Below are 18,349 nucleotides of genomic sequence, written 5' to 3'. Positions count from 1 at the left end.
AACGTAGCGAGGATTGGTGAACTGCAGGTGTCTGGCGCGTGGATCGGACGCGTCGGCGCTAGAGTGACGAAACGCGGCCCCCGTGGTCGCTTCCGTACTAGAGAGGACAAGACATGCGTATCGGTACCTCGATCTTCCTGCTGGCGCTGGGTGCGATCCTTGCCTTCGCGATCAGCGAGGACACGGTTTCGTTCTTCAACATCAACATCGCCGGCTACATCCTGATGGCCTGCGGTGTCTTCGGCGTGATCTGGTCGCTCATCGCTTCGCAGCGGCATCGCAGCACTGAGACCCGCGTCATGAACGACCCCAACACCGGTGACCAGGTGACCCGCTCTGAGACGCGGGACGGCATCTGATTCCTTTCACCAACGGCGCGAAGGCCCGGACAGCTGAGAGCTGTCCGGGCCTTCGTCTTCCCGAAGGAGGTGGATCAGGCGTTCTTGACCAGGGCCACGTCGAACTCGAGGGTGACCTTGTCGGAGACGAGGACGCCGCCCGCCTCGAGGGCCGCGTTCCAAGTCAGGCCGAACTCGGAGCGCTTGACGGGCAGCTTGCCCTCGAAGCCCGCGCGGGTGGCGCCGAAGGGATCGACGACGGTGCCGGTGTACTCGAGCGGGATGGTGACGCTCTGGGTGACGTCCTTGATCGTAAGGTCGCCCGTGACCTGGAGCTCGTCGTCGCCCACGACGGTGACATCGGTGGAGGTGAAGGTGATGTTCGGGTAGGTCTCGGACTCGAAGAAGTCGGCGCTGCGCAGGTGGGCGTCGCGGTCGGCGTTGCCGGTGTTCACCGAGGTGGTGTCGGCGGTGACGGTGATGCTGGAGGCCTTGGGGTCGGCGGCGTTCAGGACGGCCTGGCCGGAGGCGGCGAGGGTGCCGCGGACCTTGGTGATCATCGCGTGCCGGGCGACGAAGGCCAGGGTGGTGTGGGACGCGTCGACGGTGTACTCGCCGTTCAGCTCCTGGTGGTTTGCCATGATGATTCTCCTCGGGTGGGTGTCTGTAGAAGTGCTTGCATCCTCAACTATGCACCCATCTAGTTGAAAAGTCAACCAGTTCCGGGGGGACATGTTTTCGCCAAAGGGCGCCTCCGCGCTTACGCTGAAAGCCGCCGAGGCGCCCCGTCTCGGCCCGAATAGTGTTGGGTTCAACGCTGTATGGTTGGCTGGGCACACGCAGGCACAGCCATTGATGACACCGCGGCACAGACGTCGTAGTCCCCAGGAAGGCACATCTGAACATGACCGAAAGCGCCACTTTCAAGCACGGCGACACCGAGCTGGAGCTCCCGTTCGTCGAGGCGGCACAGGGCAATGACGGCTACGACATCTCCAAGCTGCTCGCCACCACCGGCAACGTGACGCTCGATCCCGGCTTCGTGAACACTGCCTCCTGCTCCTCCGCAATCACCTTCATCGACGGCAACGCCGGCGTCCTGCAGTACCGCGGCTACCCGATCGAGCAGCTCGCCTCCCAGGCCACCTTCCTCGAGACCTCCTACCTGCTGATCTACGGACAGCTGCCCACGGCCGACGAGCTGGCCGACTTCGAGCACAAGGTCTCCGACCGCATGCTCCTCGACGAGCGAATGCGCGAGCTCTACCGGATGTTCCCGCGGGGCGCCCACCCGATGCAGGTGCTCTCCGCCGGCATCATGGCGCTCGGCGCCTTCAACCGCGACAACCTGGACCCCCACGACGACGCCCAGGTCGAGGAGGCCACGCTGCGCCTCATCGGATCCATGCCCACGCTGGCCGCCTACGCCTACAAGTCGTCGGTCGGCGAGCCGTTCATGTACCCGCAGAAGAAACTGAGCTACGTCGAGAACTACCTGCGCCTGTCGTTCGGCACGCCCGTCGCCGAGTACGAGATCGACCCAGCGGTGGTCAAGGCCTTCGAGACGCTGTTCATCCTGCACGCCGACCACGAGCAGAACTGCTCCACCGCCACCGTGCGCATGGTCGGCTCCTCCGACGCCAACATCTACGCCTCCATGTCGGCCGGCGTGAACGCCCTTTCCGGCCCGCTGCACGGCGGCGCGAACCAGGCCGTGCTGGAGATGCTGGTCAAGCTCCGCGAGGACGGCCTCGACGCCAAGACCTTCATGAACCAGGTCAAGGACAAGAAGTCCGGCGTGAAGCTGATGGGATTCGGCCACCGGGTCTACAAGAACTACGACCCCCGCGCCCGCATCATCAAGAGCCACGTCGACGAACTGCTGCGCAACTCCAGCAAGTCGAACGCCCTGCTGGACCTGGCGCTGGAGCTCGAGGACACCGCCCTCAGCGACGAGTACTTCATCGAGCGCAAGCTGTACCCGAACGTCGACTTCTACACGGGTCTGATCTACGAGGCGATGGGCTTCCCGGCCAACTACTTCACCGCGCTGTTCGCCCTGGGCCGCCTCCCCGGCTGGATCGCCCAGTGGCGCGAGGAGCACGCGGACCCGAAGCGCAAGATCGGCCGCCCGCGCCAGATCTACATCGGCGAGACCGAGCGCGACTACGTGCCGATCACCGAGCGCTGATCCAAGCTGCAGCAGGCCGCCAGTCCCTTCGGGGGGCTGGCGGTTTCGCGTTCGGCGCAACCTTGTGACGCCGGCAGGCCGAGTGAGCGATTGGGGCTGAACCCTCGAGGGTGTCGGTGCGGCGGGGCAACATGACTCCCGTCACACAGCGTCGTGAAGGGAACCCGATGAAGAAGCTCGCCTGCGTACTGGCCTCGGCCGCACTCCTGGTCACAGGAGTCGTGGTCTCGGGGTCTCCGGCGAGCGCCGTCGCCCCGTCCGAGGTCCTGCCCACACCCCAGGAGTCGTCCGACCGACGCAGGAGCCGACCGAGCCGACGGGGGAACCCACGGAACCGACCGCCCGCCCGACGCCACCCACGCAGGCGCCCACCACGGCGCCGACCTCCTCCGGCAGGGTCGATGTCTACGGCGAGCCCGGCTACCACAACGTGAACGGTCGCTTCTGGTACACCGCGTGCGAGCCGTATTCGCAGACCACCCGCTGCACCACCCAGATCTGGGCCACCCAGGTGGAGTTCGTCGGCGGCCGTTTCGTCGGCAGCACCGGCTGGAAGTTCAACAACCTGACCTACCTGCCGGGAATGACCAGGGCGCAGTGGAGCCAGAACCCGCTCGGGCAGACCGGCACCTGGCTCTCCGACGAGGGACGACGCTGGCGCACCGAGTGCGACACCGCGGTGACGGGCAACGGCGCCTGCCGCAGCTACATCTTCGGCTCCCTCGTGCAGTCCAGCCAGCAGGCCGACGGCACCTGGACCCACCGCATGGGCCAGGATCGGCCTGGGGGCCGCGGTGGCCCTGTTCGCCACCGTCGGCCTCCCGCTGGTCTCGAACGCGGACCCAGTTCCGGAAGACGGCATCACGCCGTTCGCCGCCGGGGAGTTGCCCCCAACCATCCCGTCGCTCAACTGGACCGGCGCTGAGGGCCAGTGGAGCCTCGGCGAGAGCACCCGCATCGTCGCGCCGGCCGAGTTCGCACCGCGCGCGGCTGTCTTCGCACAGGAACTGACGTCTACCTGAACCCGGCCAACGCCGCCACCGATCTGGTGCCGGCCACCCCGGGGGCAGTCGAGATCGCCACGTCCGGCGCAGACGCCGACGACATCGAAATCGTCCTCGACACCGCCCGCACCACCGAACTGGGCACCGAGGGCTATGAACTGCAGATCGCCTCGGACGGCGTCACCATCACCGCTGCCGACGAGCGCGGCGCCTTCTACGGCACCCGCTCCCTGTCCCAGCTCCTGCGCCAGACCACGACGCTCCCGGCAGGTTCGTCCCTCGACGTCCCGATGTACGAGGAGCGCGGCGTCACGCTGTGCGCGTGCCAGATCAACATCCAGACCGACTTCATCGACCGTCTCCTGACGGACATGGCGGACCTCAAGCTCAACCACCTCCTGTTGGAGATGAAGCTCGAGACCGACGATCCGCGCAACAACACCTGGTCCTACTACACGCGCGACGACGTCGCGGAGTTGGTGGCCAAAGCCGACGTGCTGGGGATCGACGTGATTCCCGAGATCAACTCCCCGGGCCACCTGGGCATCTGGCTCGAGCACCGTCCGGATCTGCAGCTGCGCAACAATGCGGGCAACCGGAACCAGAACCAGCTCGACCTGTCCCATCCCGAGGCCCTGGACTTCTACACCGGTCTAGTCGACCAGTACGACGGCGTCTTCACCACCGACTACTGGCACATGGGCGCCGACGAGTACATGATGCGACCTTCACCGTCGCCTCCGACGGTGCGATCGGCACCAACGTGATCAGCTTCGCCGTCACCTACGACGGCGGCACCACCGTCGCCGGGGTGATCATCACCGGGACCTGCGGACCCACCTTCTCCCCCACACCCGTGGACGTGTCCTCCGAGCAGACCAGCGGCGAGCCGGCGCCGAGCGGCTTCGTCGCGGCCGCCTTCGACGGCGACCCCAGCACCTACTGGCACTCGCAGTGGTCCTCGGCCGAGCCCGCCTACCCGCACTGGGTTGAAATGGATGCCGGTGATTCGCTGGAGTTGTGCGCGCTGAACTTCCTGCCCCGTCAGGGTTCGGCCAACGGTCGACCCGCCGAGGTGACCGTCTCGGTCTCCGACGACGGTGAGGACTGGACGGAGGTCACCGAGTGCGACACCAGCACCACGGGTCGTGGTGGTTGCCGCAGCCACATCGAGGCAAGGGTGGTCGAGGCGACTGCGACCGGCTACCGCTGGGTGAGCACTGAGGTGTTCAACAACCTGGTGCTGTTCAAGCGCTGACACGGAAGGGGCGCCCTCCTCCTCCCCCGTTGGTCGAGTAGGGCGCCCTCTCCTCCCCCGTTGGTCGAGTAGGGCGCCCCGCGCCCGTGTCGAGACCTGTGCCGGGGTGGTCTCGACACGCTCCACCGGGGGTTGTCCCAGGTGAATAGGGTGTGAGGCGTGAGAAGCATCGCCCGCATCATGGGCACCGCCCAGACCCTCTGGCCGCTCTACGTCGGAATCATCGCCGCGTCGGTGCTGACGGCAGCCACCACCCTGCTCGCGCCGTTCCTGATCGCGCAGGCCACGCAGACTGTCGTCGACATGGCCACGGGCGAGGGCGGCGACGTCACCACGCTGGTCTGGCTGGCGGTGGCGCTGCTGGGGATCATGCTGACAGCGACGCTCTCGACCAACGTCGGCGGCTACCTCGGCGACGTCATGAGCACGCGGCTGAGGGTGATCCTCTCCCAGCGCTACTTCGACAAGTTGCTGCGGCTGCCGCAGCGCTACTTCGATTCGGAGCTCACCGGCACGCTCATCTCGCGCCTGAACCGCTCCATCACTTCGATCACCGACTACCTGCAGAACGTCGCCAACGGCTTCTTCACCACCATCCTGACAGTGCTGGCGGTGCTGGTGATCTCCGCGTTCCACTCCCCGTGGCTGGCGCTGCTGCTGGTGGTCATCTACCCGACGTTCGTGTGGCTGACGGCTCTGACGTCGCGGCGCTGGCAGAAGCTGGAGACGCTCAAGAACGAGGAGTACGACCAGGCCGGCGGCCGGTTCGCCGAGGTCATCGGCCAGATGCGCGTGGTGAAGTCCTTCGTCACGGAGCGGCTGGAGCTGAAGCAGTTCACGGGTCGCTTCGAGAAGGCCGTGGTCATCACACAGGAGCAGTCCCGGTGGTGGCACTCGATGGACGTGCTGCGCCGCGCGGTGCTGGACCTCGTGTTCTTCGGGCTGTACCTGATCATCTTCATCCAGACCGCGCGTGGCGAGTTCACTGTCGGCACCATGGTGCTGCTGGTGCAGCTGGTCAACATCGCCAAGCAGCCCATCACCGGCATGAGCTACATCGTGGACAGCACCCAGCGCGCCATCACGGGCAGCAACGAGTACTACCTCGTCATGAACCAGGCCGACGAGCCCCACAACCCGATGGACGAGGCCGCCCACGAAGTGGAGTGGGTGGACACCGACCCGGTCATCACCTACGACGACGTCGACTTCGGCTACGAGGACGACCTGGTGCTCCGCGACGTGTCACTGGCCATCCGACGCGGCGAGCGGATCGCGTTCGTCGGTGAGTCCGGCGGCGGCAAGACCACGCTCGTGAACCTCCTGATGAAGCTCTACGTCCCCACCTCAGGCACCATCACCGTCAACGGCCGCTCCACCACCGAGGTGCCGACGGCGGCGTTGCGCGGGGAGATCGGCGTCGTGTTCCAGGACGCCTCGCTGTTCTCCGGGACCGTCCGCGGCAACATCGCCTACGGCACCAGCGACGTCACCGACGAGGAACTGCGCGAGGCTGCCCGCCGAGCCAACGCGCTGGCTTTCATCGAGAAGCTGCCCCGCGGGTTCGACACCGAGATCGGGGAGCGCGGCGTCAAGCTCTCCGGCGGCCAGAAGCAGCGGATCGCCGTGGCGCGGGCCATGCTGAAGGACGCTCCCATCCTGGTGCTGGACGAGGCGACGTCGTCCCTCGACACGAAGGCCGAACGGCAGGTGCAGGCCGGCCTCGAGGAACTGATGGCTGGCCGGACCACGCTGATCATCGCCCACCGCCTGTCCACCATCTCCACGGTGGACCGAATCGTCACCATCCGCGACGGCGCCATCGACGAGGTGGGCACGCCCGCCGAGCTGGCCACCACCGGAGGCATCTACTCCGAACTGCTGACGCTGCAGGGCTCGACGTCCAAGGCTGACAAGGCCAAGCTCCTCAACTGGGACATCACTGCCTGACCGGGCTTCCTGCGAAGGGCGCTGGGCACGTCGGGGAGCGGTTGCGGGGTCTCGACACGGGCGCGGGGCGCCCTACTCGACCAACGGTGGTTCCGCGCCCTACTCGACCAACGGGTGGGGGCGGGGTTTACTGGCGACATGGGCAACGCACCGGAGGGCTTCGAGTACTCCGTCCGGAAGGACGGCACCGTAGCCATCACCCACCATGGCCGACAGGCCGGGGTACTGCGCGGCCGGCGGGCGTCGGACTTCCTCGCCGACGTGGGGGCGGGCGATGAACAGCAGTTGATGGCGCGGGTGACGGGCAACTACAGGCACGGCAACGAACGCGCCGCCCGCGACCACCCGAGGAACAGCGGTCGCCAGCGGCGCTGACACCAGCGGATTCATCCTGGTCAGTGGACGAGTGCGGGCTCTCCCAGTCGACCGTCGACCATCTCGAGGATGCGGTCGCAGTGCTCGAGGACGTCGCGGTCATGGGTGACCATGACGACGGCCACGTTCTCGCTGTGTGCGCGGTCGGCGAGCAGCTGGACCACCTCGTGGCTGCGCCGGCGGTCCAGGGCGGCCGTCGGCTCGTCGACCAGCAGCAGGCTGGGGTTGTTGACCAGCGCCCGGGCGATGCCGATGCGCTGGCGCTCGCCGCCGGACAGCTCACCCGGACGGTGCTTCGCACGGTGCGCCATCCCGACCGATTCCAGCAGCGGCCCGGGGTCGACGTGGCCGTTGCCGGCCAGTTTGGCGGCGAGTCGGAGCTGGTCCGCCGCGGTCAGCGCCGGGATCAGGTTGCCGGACTGGAACACGAACCCGATGTTGCGCAGGCGGAACGCGGTGGTGTCGCGGCGCGACAGCGTCGCGAGGTCCGTGCCGTGCACGCGGACGGTTCCGCTGTCGGGCCGGGTGAGCGCACCGGCGATGGCCAGCAGCGACGACTTGCCAGATCCCGAGGGACCGACGACAGCCACGAACTCGCCGCTCGGCACGGCCATGGAGACCTCGTCGAGAGCGCGGACCTTGGACTCGCCGTCGCCCAGTTCGAGAACGGCGGAATCGATGTCGAGTGCGTAGACGTCTTGCTGGTTCATCGCTGGCCTCCCAGGGCTCGGAGCGGGTCGACTCGGGTGATGCGGAGGACCGCGACGGCTGCACCCACGAGGCCGAGGCCGATGGTGAGTGCGGTGGAGACTGCGATCGGGACCGGCTCGAGGTCGAACGGCATGGCGTCCGGCATCGCAACACCCATCCCCACTCCGACGGCCAACCCGAGGGCCGAGAAGCCGAACAGGAGCAGGATGGCCTGGGTGAGACTGTCACGCAGCAGGTAGCCGCTGGAGGCACCCATCGCGCGGAGCACCGCGATGTCGTGGGTGCGCTGGATCGTCCAGACGGTGAAGAACGCCCCGATCACCAGCGCGCAGATCGCGTACAGGAAGATCTGGATCATGCTGAGGGTGAGCGTCTCCGCCTCGTAGCCGGGCGAGGAGTTGAACGACTCCGACAGTGACATCGTCATGGTGCCGGCGTCGGCGTCGATGGCGGCGAGGTCGACGTCGGCACCATCGTCGGCCAGCAGCGCGATCACGCTGGAGTAGGGGAAGTCCATCCCGTCCACCTGCGCCTGCGTCGGGGCTCCCGGCTCGGCCAGCCCGGCCGCCATCAGCCGCCAGGTGTCGAGCGGCAGGTAGGCGACGTCGACGTGCCCGAACGTCGCCTGGCCCTCGGTGAAGCCGACGACGGTGAGTTCGAGGTCGAGGCGGTCCAGAGTCACGACGGTGCCCACCTCGATGCCCTTGTCGCGCAGGGGTTCGGAGACGACGATGCCGTCCAGCGGTCCGAGTGGCTCGCCGGAGGAGACCGTCGGGGCGAGGAAGCCGCTGGGCTCGATGCCGAACAGGGTGAGGTCGATCTGGGTGCCGTCGTCGGCGACACCGTTGACGATGTTGACGCCCATCGGCTCGGCGTCGGTGATGCCTTCGGCGTCCTGCCAGACGGCCAGCTGGTCCTCCTCCACGACGGAGCGGCTGAAGGCGTTGTCCTTGATGGTCCCGCCGTCGAAGGCGAAGTTGGTGACGGGCATGGCCATGAGGCCGGAGACCCCGTGGTTGACGAGGCCGGAGGAGAGACCGGAGAGTAGTACGACCAGCACGGAGATGAGGGCGATCACGATACCCATCAACGTGAACCGGCCACGGGCGAACTGTAGTTCGCGGAGGGCTAGAAACATGGGGAGACCTATGCGGGTGAAGTTTGCCGACGCGGTGTCGGGAACATTGCAAGTCTAGATCCGCTTGCCCCCACATCAAAATCATCCCGACAGGCCGCCGGGAACGCTCACCCGACCAGGCCGCTCGTGAGGAGTCGGTACACCTCCTCGGAGACCAACCGGTGGTCGGTGCCGTGGGACACGAGCTGGATGCCGGCACCGAGCACCCCGTTGACGAGCACCATGGCCGTGCCCGGCTCGGCGATTTCGAGGTCTCCCAGGATCCGCAGGAGTGGGCGCATGAGCACCTCGTGCAGCTCCATCAGGTCCTCCATGTCGCTGGGCGCCAGGTTGACGTCGCGGAGGACGCCGGCGATCTCGTGGCGACCGTCCGCCGTCATCGACATCGTCGCCTCCACGAACCGGCGCAGCGCAGGCAGGCCCCGCTCGACGCCCGCCAGCTCCACGTCCAGCTCCGCGTCCCACCGCTCGATGGCCTCGATGGCCATGGCCGCGAGGAGGTCGTCGCGCGTCGTGAAGTAGTCGTAGAAGCTCGACCGCGACAGTCCGGCGCGTTCGCAGACGCCACGCGGGATGACTGCGGCGAGCCCTCCCTCGCGCAGGGCCTCCTCGCCAGCGCGGATGAGGGCGGCGCGACGCGTCGCGCGGTGCTCGGCAACGGTAGGCGCAGAGATCTTGGGCATGGCGGACATTATGCTCGTGATCCCGATCCCCCACCCCACCTGTCTGAAAGAGACGCCGCGCCGCCAGCATTAGGGCGTTCTCATCTGGTTCTCACATGCCACTCAGACCCGCCCGCTTGAATCAGCGCATGTACACGTGGTCCGTCACATTCGCAGGAGGTGGTGCGTGATGCGCGTCCTCGTCACCGGCGCCACGACCGCCCCGGGCCGCAGCGTGCTCGACCAACTCCTCGAACGCGGTCTCCACGGCATCGGCGCGGACCAGCTGCCCGCTCCCGACCGGACCCACGAGTGGCTCCGCCTCCCCAGCGTCGGGGACCCCCACTACGTCAACGAAATCGCCGGACTGCTGGCCCGACACCGCGTCGACCTGTTGATCCCCACTGGCGGCGACCTGCACCTGGTCGCCGCAGCCAACAACCTGCCGCAGGCGGTGATCGCGCCGTTGGAGGCAGTCATCGCCGCGAACGACCGCTGGCTCACCACCCGGCGGCTCGCTGCCGCCGGCATCGGGGTTCCGCTCTCGGTGCACGGCTGGCAGGTGTCCCGGCCGGTCCGCGACCTCATCGGCGAGCCGTTCGTCGCCCGTCCCCGCACCGCGGGTGGCGACGGCATCCGGGTGTTCGAGAGCTGGGCGGACGCACCCCAGTTCACCTCCGCCGAGATCGTGGCCGAGTTCATCCCCGGGACCGCCAACCGCGCCGACGTGCACCTCACCCGGGACGAGCGCGACGACGTCGTCACCACCACCACCACCACGCTCAACTCCGGGGCGCAGGGAGGGGAGACGGTCGAGAGCGTGAGCGCACCCGACGTCGCAGCCCTGGCGCTGGCAGCCTGCCGCGAGCTCGGCATCCTGGGCCCGGCCGAGGTGAACATCCGTCGTCGCGGCAACGGCACGCCCGTGGTGCTGGGCGTGAACGCCCGCTTCGGAGCGCACAGCCACCACTCCCCCGAGATCCTCGACGCCGTCCTCGCCCGGGCCACGGTCGGGGCCTGATGGGCAAGAATGGAGTGGTGACCGCCACCGGACCGAGGAAGGAACCGCGCCGGGTGACCATCCGGCAACGGATCTCCCTGGCGCTGGTGCTGCTGGTCATGTTCGCGCTCGCGGTGACGGGCACGCTGGTCTACTTCCTGGAGTCCGAGGCCATCGAGCGCCGGGTCATGACGGAACTGGCGGGCAACCGCCAGGAGTTCACCGTGCTGGCCACCGAGGGCATGGACCCGGAGACCGGACTCCCGTTCGCCGGCTCCCAGGAGCTCCTCGGCCTGTACCTGACCCGTTCGGTCCTCAGCGTGAACGAGGGCGAGGTGGGCTTCGTCGATGGACGGCTCTACTGGCAGTCCTCCGACAACGCCATCTTCAAGCCGGAGTCGGACGCCGAGCTGATGGCGCACATCGAGCCCATGACCACCCTTGACCACGTCTCGAGCGGCTCCGTGACCACGGCCGAGCACGAGTACCGGTTCATGGTCACGCCGGTGCACTTCCCCACCGAGATCGGAGCACTGGTCCAGGTCCACGACTACGACGGCGCCCGCGAGGAACTCCACCAGACGATGCTCGCGTTCGTCCTCGTCGCGGCCGGGGCCACGCTAGCCGTGGCCGCCGTGTCGTGGCTGCTGGTCAGCAGGCTGCTCAAGCCGGTCGAGGAGCTCCGGGTGGCCGCGGAGAGCATCCACGAGAACGACCTCACCAGCCGCGTGCCCGAGCGCGGCAACGACGACCTGACAAGGCTCTCGGTCAGCATCAACCGCATGCTGGACCGGGTCCAGACGTCCGTGGAGGGCCAGCGCCGGCTGCTCGACGACGTCGGCCACGAACTCCGCACGCCCCTCACGATCGTGCGCGGGCACCTCGAGCTGATGGACGTCGACGATGCCCTCGACGTCGGCCAGACCCGCGAACTGGCGCTCGACGAGCTGGACCGGATGGGTCGCCTGGTCGGGGACCTGCTGACGCTCGCCAAGTCGCAGCAGAGCGATTTCGTGAAGCCGGAGTGGTTCTCCCTGGCGACGCTGACGGACCAGGTCCTCGAGCGGTCCCGCGGCCTGGGCGACCGCAGCTGGCGGCTGCGCGGCATCGAGTCCGCAGACGCGTGGCTGGACCCGGACCGCATCACGCAGGCGTGGCTGCAGCTGGTGGCCAACGCCGTGAAGTACTCCGAGCCCGGCTCCGCAATCACGCTCGCCTCGGAACTGGATCGCGGCGAGGTTCGCCTGAGCGTCGAGGACCGTGGCATCGGCATCCACGAGGCCGACATCGACAAGATCCGCACCCGCTTTGGGCGCGGTCGGGGCGTGTCCGAGAAGGCCGGGGCAGGCCTCGGGCTGTCCATCGTCGAGAGCATCGTCGAGGCGCACGGGGGCCGCCTCGAAATCGAGTCCGAGTACGGGGTGGGGTCGAGGTTCACCATCGTGCTGCCGCTGGCCCCCGAGAAGGAGAACACATGAGCACGATCCTGATCATCGAGGACGAGGCGCGGATCGCCTCGTTCGTCGCCAAGGGCCTCAAGGCCGCCGGCTTCACCACGCACACCACCGCCTCCGGCACCGAGGGGGCCGCGCTCGCGGTGCACGGCAACTTCGACCTCGTGATCCTCGACGTCGGACTGCCGGACATCGACGGCTTCGAGGTCCTCGAGCGCGTCCGCGGCCAGGGCGTCAACGTGCCCGTCATCATGCTGACCGCCCGAGCGTCGGTGACCGACCGCGTCACCGGCCTCGAGGGTGGCGCCGACGACTACATGCCCAAGCCGTTCAGCTTCGAGGAGCTGCTGGCCCGGATCCGGCTGCGCCTGCGCAAGGAGTCGCAGGCCGACGCGTCGGCCACCGAGCTCTCGCACAACGGCCTGCGCCTGGACCTGCGCACCCGGCAGGCGTTCGTCGACGGCAGGGCCGTGGACCTGTCCGCCCGCGAGTTCACGCTGGCCGCCACCTTCCTGCAGAACGCCGGCCAGGTGCTCAGCCGCGAGCAGCTGCTCAGCAACGTCTGGGGCTACGACTTCGACCCCGGCTCCAACGTCGTCGACGTCTACGTCCGCTACCTGCGCACCAAGCTGGGCAAGGAACGCTTCGAGACAGTCCGCGGGATGGGCTACCGCCTGGTCTGAGGCCTCCTCAGCTGGTCATGAACCGGACCATGTTGTTGAACACCCAGTCCTGGGTGACCCGGTGGCTCCAGCGGCCGTCGTCGCCCTGCTGCGAGGCGACCAGCGTCGACCACGTCCACGAGCGGCAGGCGTTCCGGCCGGTCTGGGCCGTGTCGCACTCGGTTCGCCACCGTCGGCCGTCCGCGGCGATCCACTCGGCGTCGTGGCCGAGCGGGTTGGTCGCCCAGGCGGCCCGCGTCATGAACGGCAGGTAGGTCAGGTTGTTGTGCACCCAGCCGTTGCGCTGCACGAACCGGCCGTCCACCACCGTGACGCTGTTTGCCCAGATCTGCGTGGTGCACCGGATCGTCTGCGAGTAGGGCTCACAGGTGGTGTGCCACATCCGGCCGCCGAAGTTGTGGAACCCGGGGATGGAGTAGACGTCCCCAGCCGGCGCGTCGACGGTGACCGTAACCGTCGGCGCGGGTGAGGGCGTCGCCGTCCGCGAGGGCTCCTGGCTGGGTTCCACCGACGGCTCCGAGGAGGGCGTCTCGGAGGGCGTGCTCGAGGGCTCGGCCGTCGGCTCGGTGTCCGGGAGGGCGGTGCAGCCCAGCTCGCGCTCGGGCAGTACGGGGTTGACGCCCATGCCGGTGAAGGTCACCTCGCTGGCCACCATGTGGGTGTTGTCGCGGGCGGTGAAGACGAACCGCACCTGTGCGGCGTCGACGTCCAGGGGAACCTCGACGACGGGCCCGGTGCCCGCGATCCCGCCCACCTCGACGGGCTCGCCGACGGGCGTCCACGCGCCCTCGAGCAGCGCCTCGGCCTGGATCGTCACCGGCCACGACATGGAGCTGCCGTCGGCGTAGAAGTGCCAGGTGGCCGAGACGATCTGCTGCTCGGAGGAGAACGCCGCCGTCAGGGTGTCGGTCAGGTTCTTGTCGCTGGCCTTCCAGTTGGACCAGGCCTTGTCGGTGAGGTTGCCGTTGACCAAACCGGCGGTCCCGTAGCCGGGCTCGACGAAGGTGGCGCTGACCTGCGGATTCACCGCCATCGGTGCGGCGACGGCGGGGAGCACGTCCACGAGCAGCCGGGCCGGGGCGGTGGTGCCGTCGGGGAGCGTGGCCACGCCGTCGACCTCGACGAGGCCCAGTTCCGCCACGTCGGCGGCCGTGACCGGGTCCCAGGCAACGGGCACCTGGACCTCGCCGGCGGCCGGGTCAGCGCCAAGCACCGCGACGGTGGTGGGCAGCTCCCCGAGGATTCCGGGTGCGGCGGTGGTGTGCGCGTCCCGGACGCACTCGGCGGCGATCACCGCGACGGTGGCACTGACGTCGTGGGCCGTGCCGCCGACGTCGGTGAAGCTCCCGGAGACCGCGAAGGTGCCCGGTGCGGCGACCGCGGACGCGGGCACCTCGTCCCACGTGACGGCGACGGTCTCGGAGGTTCCGGCGACGGTGGTGCCGCTGACCTCGGCCGGCAGTTCCGGCAGGGTCCCCACCAGGGTGGTGACCTCGATGTCGTCGACGGTGGCCAGCGTGACGTCCTCGATCCGCCACTGCTGGTTGGGGCCGGAGTTCGGCTGCCACATCGTGACGTCGGAGCCGGCGGCCGTGTTCTGGTTGCCGACCTCCAACACCTGCTCGTCCAGCGCGTTGACGAGGGTGAACGTGCCGTCGCCGGGGGTGGAGAGAATCCACTCGGTGGCGCCGTCGTCGGACGTGAGGACCTGCCCGGCGGCGGAGGTGAGCGTGTAGGCGGCGTTGTTGGTGAAGCCGCCGGAGACGCGCTCGAGATACCAGGCCTGGGACGCGTCGGAGGAGTCGACGTCCTCGATGGTGCGGCCGTCGGCGAGCGCGCGGCCCGACTGGGTGCCGACCACCCGGTACAGGTGGCCCTCCTGCCCGAGGGCGACGGACTCGTCGATGCCGGAGACCGCGGACACCTCGAACGTCACCACGGAACGGGCGGGGACCAAGAGGTCGGCGACGCCGTCGACCACCGCGACGGGTTCGCCCGCCACCAGCGGTGAGGACTCGGTGGTGACCACGGGCGTCACGGTGGCGCCCGCGACGTCGGCGAACCCGGTGAGGTCCAGCCTCACGGTCCGCTCGGCGGCGCTCGGGTTCACGTGCACCACGGAGGCGCCCTCGCCGGAGGCGTTGACCGCCGCCACTGTGTCGGCGTCGTCGGTGGCCACGAGGGTGGAGCCGGGCTCGATGTAGTGGGTGAAGTTGCGCACGGTGTCGTACTTCGAGTTGGTGTGGATCGAGCAGGTCTCGAGCGTGTCGGTGTCGGTGCAGTCGAACGGCAGCTGGATGGAGCCCCAGTTCATGCCCAGTTCCGACTCGCCGCCGGGGGCCATGTTGTCGAAGTCCTCGACGGGCTGCCAGAACACCCAGGCGTCCGGTTCGAGGAGCCGCAGGTCGTCGACGACGTGCTGCGCCAGCCCGAGCCCCGGGTCCATGGACACGAAGTCCTGGCCCACGCCCCAGTTGCCGCCCACCTCGCTCATCCAAAGCGGCTTGTTTTCGATCTTGGCGATGTCGCGCACGCTGGTGCGGCCGTTCGTGCCGTAGGTGTGGACGTTCAACTGGCTGACGGCGGCGCGGGTCTGCTCGTCGTAGGCGCGCCAGTTGGTGGCGAAGGTGCCCGGGTTGGTCTCGTCCATGGCGGAGATGACGGCATCGGTGCTGGTATCCGCCGAAGCGAGTCCGGCCGCGAGCGCGTCCAGGATCTCGGCCTGCCTGGCCGGACCGACGTGGGCGCCCTCCTGGCGGCCGCCCACGGGCTCCCCGTCCACCAGGGTGGTTCCCCAGTAGTTGGTGTTGGGCTCGTTGAGCGGGTCGATGGTGTCGACGGAGATGCCGTGGGCGTCCTCGAGCCGCTCCACCACGCCGAGCATGTAGGCCGCGAAGTCCTCGACTGACTCGGCCCTGATCTGCTCGGCGCTGGAGTTGAAGCCCCCGGAGGTGTAGCCGGAGACGGTCTGGAACCACGGCGGCGAGTTGGAGAACGCCTCCCAGTGCGTGATGTCGCCCTTGATGCGTTCCACCCACCAGCGCTGGGTGGCATCGGCGTCTTCGTTCCAGTGCTCGGGGTTGTTCGGGTCCCACCAGTCCTTGTCCGCGCGGGTGGTGCCCTCCGGCGCCTGCCACCAGCCCTCGACGGCGCCGCCGGCGCGCAGGTAGTCGGTGACGTCGGGCGCGTTTCCGCCGCCGACGTTGTAGCGGGCAATGTTCAGCCTGAGGCCCTCCTGGCCGAAGACCAGCTCGTAGAGCGCCTCGCGGACCTCGTCGGGGTAGTCGCCCGTGGCGTTGGCGAACCAGATCAGGGAGGTGCCCCAGCCCTCGAAGTCGGGGTTGGCGTAACTGGGATCGACGGTGATGGTGACGTCGGGCGCGCTGCCCACGTCGTCGCCCGGCGCTGCCGCCGAGGTCTGGGAGGTGACGAAACCGGCGGTCACCATCGCCGTCGTGGCCAGGAGCGCACCGACCCTGGTCCCCTTGTTCACGCGCATTCGATTTCCCCTCATCGTTGAGTCCGGAAGTAGCTGCCGCGTGCACGGTAACACAGGAATGGTTACGTAAACATGGTGTTTCAACAAGGAGCTGCCCCGGCGCGGGGGACACCGGGGCAGCCGTTCAGGGGGTCAGACGCTGGACGAGTCAGTCGTCATCGTCGTCATCGTCGTCGTAGTCATCATCGTCGTCATCGCGTTCGTCCCAGTCGTCGTCATCGTCGTCGTCGTCGGCCTGCACGGGCGGCGGCGGTGGGACCTGCTTGACCGGCTGCTGCACCGGCTGCTTGACCGGCTGTTTGGCCGGCGGCGCCGCTTTCGTCGTCTGCGGTGCCGGCGGCGGCGGTGTGTTGGCCGGCGCGGTGGCGGCCGGCGGGGTGGTCGTCGGCGCCGAGGTCGTCGGCGTGGCCGTGGGGCTGGGCGTCGGGGAGTTGGTTGCCGGGTCAGCGGACTCGCTGGGCGACGCGCTGCTGGGGACGGAACTGGGCGCGATGGTGATCGCGGGCTCGCGCTCGCCGTCGTCGCCCGGGCTGGCGACCGATGCGATCACTCCGCCCAGGACGACCACCAGTCCGAGCGCGCCAGCAGCGACCCAGGTGACCGTTCTCTTGGCTGGTGACATCGTCTCCTCCTTCGACATGCTCCAGTCAACCGGCCGAACATTAGGCCCGCCGGAGCGTGGGATTAGAGAACTCTCATGTGGCTGGCGCTGTGGGTCAGGAGTTCGGGTCGGGTTCGGGTGCCTTGGGCAGGCCCAGGTCCGGGAACGTCAGCGGCTTCTCCTTCGCCGACTTCCAGAACTGCCACGCGGGCGCCGGCGCCGGCTCCTCCCAAGCGAGGTAGCCGAACCCCTCCGGCCGAGGGTTGCCCCACAGGCCGCGGACCACGAATGCCGCCTCGGTCACGGTTTCGGTGACCTGCTCCGTCGTGGCGGGCCAGACGGTGGAGCGACGCCAGACGCCACCCCAAGCGTCGCAGAGCTCCCACCCGCGGCCGGGCAGGCGGTCGTCGTCGGCGGTGCCGTTGGTGACCTCCGCGTGCAACTGGTCACCTTCGGGCGAGACCGAGAACTGCATCCGCACCTCCGGCGACGCCTTCGTCACCACGAGGTTCCCCCCGGGGTTGAGCGAGGCGAGTGCCGCGGCGAGTGCGGTCTGGAGTTGGGGCCAGCCAGCCATTGGTGTCCTTTGCGACGTCGGAAAGCTTGTCCACATTCTCCCAGATGGTCCGCTCTGGTGGGCGAATTGCGCGCCGGCTAGGCGTCGGGGGCCCCGGGGCTGTAGTCCCGGACGAGCTCGTACACGCCGTCGAGGATCTCCACGGGCCGGAAGGGGAATGTCTGGATGTTCTCGCGCGTTGCGATGCCGGTCAGCACCAGCACGGTGTGCAGGCCGGCCTCCATGCCGGCGACGATGTCGGTGTCCATGCGGTCACCGATCATCCCCGTCTCCTCGGAGTGCGCCCCGATCTTGTTGAGCGCGGAGCGGAACATCATCGGGTTCGGCTTGCCGACGACGTACGGGAGCAGCCCCGTCGCCTTGGTCATCAGTGCGGCGATGGCGCCGGTGGCGGGCAGGATCCCGTCGGCACTGGGACCGGTCGCGTCGGGGTTGGTCACGACGAAGCGGGCGCCGGCGGCGATCAGGCGGATGGCGGTGGTCACCTGCTCGAACGAGTAGGTGCGCGTCTCGCCGACGATGACGAAGTCGGGGTCACGGTCGGTCATGATAAAGCCGCGCTCGTGGAGGGCGGTGATCATGCCGGCCTCGCCGATCACGTACGCCGATCCTCCCGGCTTCTGCGACGCCACGAAGTCCGCCGTCGCGAGGGCGGAGGTCCAAATCCGCTCCTCGGGGACGTCGAGGCCCGAGGCGCGCAGCCGGGCGGCCAGGTCGCGCGGGGTGTAGATGGAGTTGTTGGTGAGCACGAGGTACTCGGTGCCGTCCTCGGTCCACTGCCGGATCAGTTCCTGCGCACCGGGGAGCGCATGGCTCTCGTGGACGAGCACACCATCCATGTCCGTCAGCCAGCTCTTGATGTCCTCGCGCACCCGCATGCGGCAAGACTAGCCACACCGACCTCCATC

At 68.5% G+C, this 18,349-nt stretch carries 18 protein-coding genes; 10 read left to right on the top strand and 8 right to left on the bottom strand.

Annotation, left to right across the window (positions count from 1 at the left end; genetic code table 11):
- The first annotated feature begins 113 nt into the window (after positions 1-113).
- Positions 114-359 (top strand): DUF6458 family protein, encoded by a 246-nt coding sequence (locus FOJ82_RS14550; RefSeq protein ID WP_143939207.1) that lies wholly within the window; start codon positions 114-116, stop codon positions 357-359.
- Positions 360-433: 74 nt separating this feature from the next.
- Here the strand turns inward: FOJ82_RS14550 and FOJ82_RS14545 are convergent, their stop codons facing one another.
- Positions 434-979 (bottom strand): YceI family protein, encoded by a 546-nt coding sequence (locus FOJ82_RS14545; protein WP_143939206.1) that lies wholly within the window; start codon positions 977-979, stop codon positions 434-436.
- A 263-nt stretch (positions 980-1,242) separates the two neighbouring features.
- Between FOJ82_RS14545 and FOJ82_RS14540 the strand changes: the two genes are divergently transcribed.
- The 6 genes from FOJ82_RS14540 (at position 1,243) to FOJ82_RS14515 (ending at position 7,116) form a co-directional block, all read left to right on the top strand.
- Positions 1,243-2,529: a citrate synthase gene (locus tag FOJ82_RS14540; RefSeq protein WP_143939205.1), complete on the top strand. Its 1,287-nt coding sequence runs from the start codon at positions 1,243-1,245 to the stop codon at positions 2,527-2,529.
- A 430-nt stretch (positions 2,530-2,959) separates the two neighbouring features.
- Positions 2,960-3,454, top strand: coding sequence for a hypothetical protein (locus FOJ82_RS14535; protein ID WP_143939204.1), 495 nt, complete (start codon positions 2,960-2,962; stop codon positions 3,452-3,454).
- 123 nt (positions 3,455-3,577) lie between these two features.
- Positions 3,578-4,300: a family 20 glycosylhydrolase gene (locus FOJ82_RS14530; protein WP_185975819.1), complete on the top strand. Its 723-nt coding sequence runs from the start codon at positions 3,578-3,580 to the stop codon at positions 4,298-4,300.
- On the top strand, positions 4,297-4,791 hold the full coding sequence (locus FOJ82_RS14525) for a discoidin domain-containing protein (RefSeq protein ID WP_185975818.1): 495 nt from the start codon (positions 4,297-4,299) through the stop codon (positions 4,789-4,791). The genes FOJ82_RS14530 and FOJ82_RS14525 overlap by 4 nt, the downstream gene beginning before the upstream one ends.
- A gap of 159 nt (positions 4,792-4,950) precedes the next feature.
- Positions 4,951-6,741 (top strand): ABC transporter ATP-binding protein, encoded by a 1,791-nt coding sequence (locus FOJ82_RS14520; RefSeq protein WP_143939202.1) that lies wholly within the window; start codon positions 4,951-4,953, stop codon positions 6,739-6,741.
- A gap of 138 nt (positions 6,742-6,879) precedes the next feature.
- A complete protein-coding gene (locus FOJ82_RS14515; RefSeq protein ID WP_143939201.1) occupies positions 6,880-7,116 on the top strand; it encodes a hypothetical protein in 237 nt (78 codons plus the stop codon).
- 20 nt (positions 7,117-7,136) lie between these two features.
- On the opposite strand, the gene FOJ82_RS14510 is transcribed toward FOJ82_RS14515, so the two are convergent.
- From FOJ82_RS14510 to FOJ82_RS14500, 3 genes are all read right to left on the bottom strand, one after another.
- Positions 7,137-7,826: an ABC transporter ATP-binding protein gene (locus FOJ82_RS14510; RefSeq protein WP_143939200.1), complete on the bottom strand. Its 690-nt coding sequence runs from the start codon at positions 7,824-7,826 to the stop codon at positions 7,137-7,139.
- Positions 7,823-8,965 (bottom strand): ABC transporter permease, encoded by a 1,143-nt coding sequence (locus FOJ82_RS14505; RefSeq protein ID WP_143939199.1) that lies wholly within the window; start codon positions 8,963-8,965, stop codon positions 7,823-7,825. Before FOJ82_RS14505 ends, FOJ82_RS14510 begins: the two co-directional genes overlap by 4 nt.
- Before the next feature lie 107 nt (positions 8,966-9,072).
- Positions 9,073-9,648, bottom strand: a complete 576-nt coding sequence (locus FOJ82_RS14500) for a TetR/AcrR family transcriptional regulator (protein ID WP_143939198.1) — start codon at positions 9,646-9,648, stop codon at positions 9,073-9,075.
- Between the two features lie 169 nt (positions 9,649-9,817).
- Between FOJ82_RS14500 and FOJ82_RS14495 the strand changes: the two genes are divergently transcribed.
- Genes FOJ82_RS14495 through FOJ82_RS14485 form a run of 3 tightly spaced genes read left to right on the top strand, consistent with a single transcriptional unit; the run spans position 9,818 to position 12,764 of the window.
- The gene (locus FOJ82_RS14495; protein ID WP_246099910.1) at positions 9,818-10,648 is read left to right on the top strand and encodes an ATP-grasp domain-containing protein; all 831 of its coding nucleotides are present in this window, start codon (positions 9,818-9,820) and stop codon (positions 10,646-10,648) included.
- A 17-nt stretch (positions 10,649-10,665) separates the two neighbouring features.
- On the top strand, positions 10,666-12,105 hold the full coding sequence (locus FOJ82_RS14490; RefSeq protein WP_221933181.1) for a sensor histidine kinase: 1,440 nt from the start codon (positions 10,666-10,668) through the stop codon (positions 12,103-12,105).
- On the top strand, positions 12,102-12,764 hold the full coding sequence (locus FOJ82_RS14485; RefSeq protein ID WP_143939195.1) for a response regulator transcription factor: 663 nt from the start codon (positions 12,102-12,104) through the stop codon (positions 12,762-12,764). The genes FOJ82_RS14490 and FOJ82_RS14485 overlap by 4 nt, the downstream gene beginning before the upstream one ends.
- A 7-nt stretch (positions 12,765-12,771) precedes the next feature.
- On the opposite strand, the gene FOJ82_RS16335 is transcribed toward FOJ82_RS14485, so the two are convergent.
- The 4 genes from FOJ82_RS16335 to FOJ82_RS14465 form a co-directional block, all read right to left on the bottom strand.
- Entirely contained in the window at positions 12,772-16,263 is a 3,492-nt protein-coding gene (locus FOJ82_RS16335) for an Ig-like domain-containing protein (RefSeq protein ID WP_185975817.1), read from the bottom strand.
- A 148-nt stretch (positions 16,264-16,411) separates the two neighbouring features.
- Complete coding sequence (locus FOJ82_RS16330; protein ID WP_185975816.1) at positions 16,412-16,885, bottom strand: hypothetical protein; 474 nt, start codon at positions 16,883-16,885, stop codon at positions 16,412-16,414.
- A gap of 94 nt (positions 16,886-16,979) precedes the next feature.
- The gene (locus FOJ82_RS14470) at positions 16,980-17,441 is read right to left on the bottom strand and encodes a TY-Chap domain-containing protein (RefSeq protein WP_143939193.1); all 462 of its coding nucleotides are present in this window, start codon (positions 17,439-17,441) and stop codon (positions 16,980-16,982) included.
- Positions 17,442-17,518: 77 nt separating this feature from the next.
- Positions 17,519-18,319 carry an HAD-IIA family hydrolase gene (locus FOJ82_RS14465; RefSeq protein WP_143939192.1) on the bottom strand — a complete coding sequence of 267 codons (801 nt, stop codon included), beginning with the start codon at positions 18,317-18,319 and terminating at the stop codon, positions 17,519-17,521.
- Positions 18,320-18,349: the final 30 nt, after the last annotated feature.

This window comes from Tessaracoccus rhinocerotis, assembly GCF_007197885.1.
GTDB lineage: Bacteria > Actinomycetota > Actinomycetes > Propionibacteriales > Propionibacteriaceae > Arachnia > Arachnia rhinocerotis.
Note: the sequence above shows the minus strand (reverse complement) of the source record. Positions and strands in the feature narration are given on the sequence as shown.

Bases quoted from the DNA above. Each gene is read 5' to 3' on its own strand.
- FOJ82_RS14495 (WP_246099910.1), top strand. From the start codon at position 9,818: ATGCGCGTCCTCGTCACCGGCGCCACGACCGCCCCGGGCCGCAGCGTG.
- FOJ82_RS14540 (WP_143939205.1), top strand. From the start codon at position 1,243: ATGACCGAAAGCGCCACTTTCAAGCACGGCGACACCGAGCTGGAGCTC.
- FOJ82_RS14510 (WP_143939200.1), bottom strand. From the start codon at position 7,826: ATGAACCAGCAAGACGTCTACGCACTCGACATCGATTCCGCCGTTCTC.
- FOJ82_RS14545 (WP_143939206.1), bottom strand. From the start codon at position 979: ATGGCAAACCACCAGGAGCTGAACGGCGAGTACACCGTCGACGCGTCC.
- FOJ82_RS14485 (WP_143939195.1), top strand. From the start codon at position 12,102: ATGAGCACGATCCTGATCATCGAGGACGAGGCGCGGATCGCCTCGTTC.
- FOJ82_RS14465 (WP_143939192.1), bottom strand. From the start codon at position 18,319: ATGCGGGTGCGCGAGGACATCAAGAGCTGGCTGACGGACATGGATGGT.
- FOJ82_RS14500 (WP_143939198.1), bottom strand. From the start codon at position 9,648: ATGCCCAAGATCTCTGCGCCTACCGTTGCCGAGCACCGCGCGACGCGT.
- FOJ82_RS14550 (WP_143939207.1), top strand. From the start codon at position 114: ATGCGTATCGGTACCTCGATCTTCCTGCTGGCGCTGGGTGCGATCCTT.
- FOJ82_RS16330 (WP_185975816.1), bottom strand. From the start codon at position 16,885: ATGTCACCAGCCAAGAGAACGGTCACCTGGGTCGCTGCTGGCGCGCTC.
- FOJ82_RS14470 (WP_143939193.1), bottom strand. From the start codon at position 17,441: ATGGCTGGCTGGCCCCAACTCCAGACCGCACTCGCCGCGGCACTCGCC.
- FOJ82_RS14505 (WP_143939199.1), bottom strand. From the start codon at position 8,965: ATGTTTCTAGCCCTCCGCGAACTACAGTTCGCCCGTGGCCGGTTCACG.
- FOJ82_RS16335 (WP_185975817.1), bottom strand. From the start codon at position 16,263: ATGCGCGTGAACAAGGGGACCAGGGTCGGTGCGCTCCTGGCCACGACG.
- FOJ82_RS14515 (WP_143939201.1), top strand. From the start codon at position 6,880: ATGGGCAACGCACCGGAGGGCTTCGAGTACTCCGTCCGGAAGGACGGC.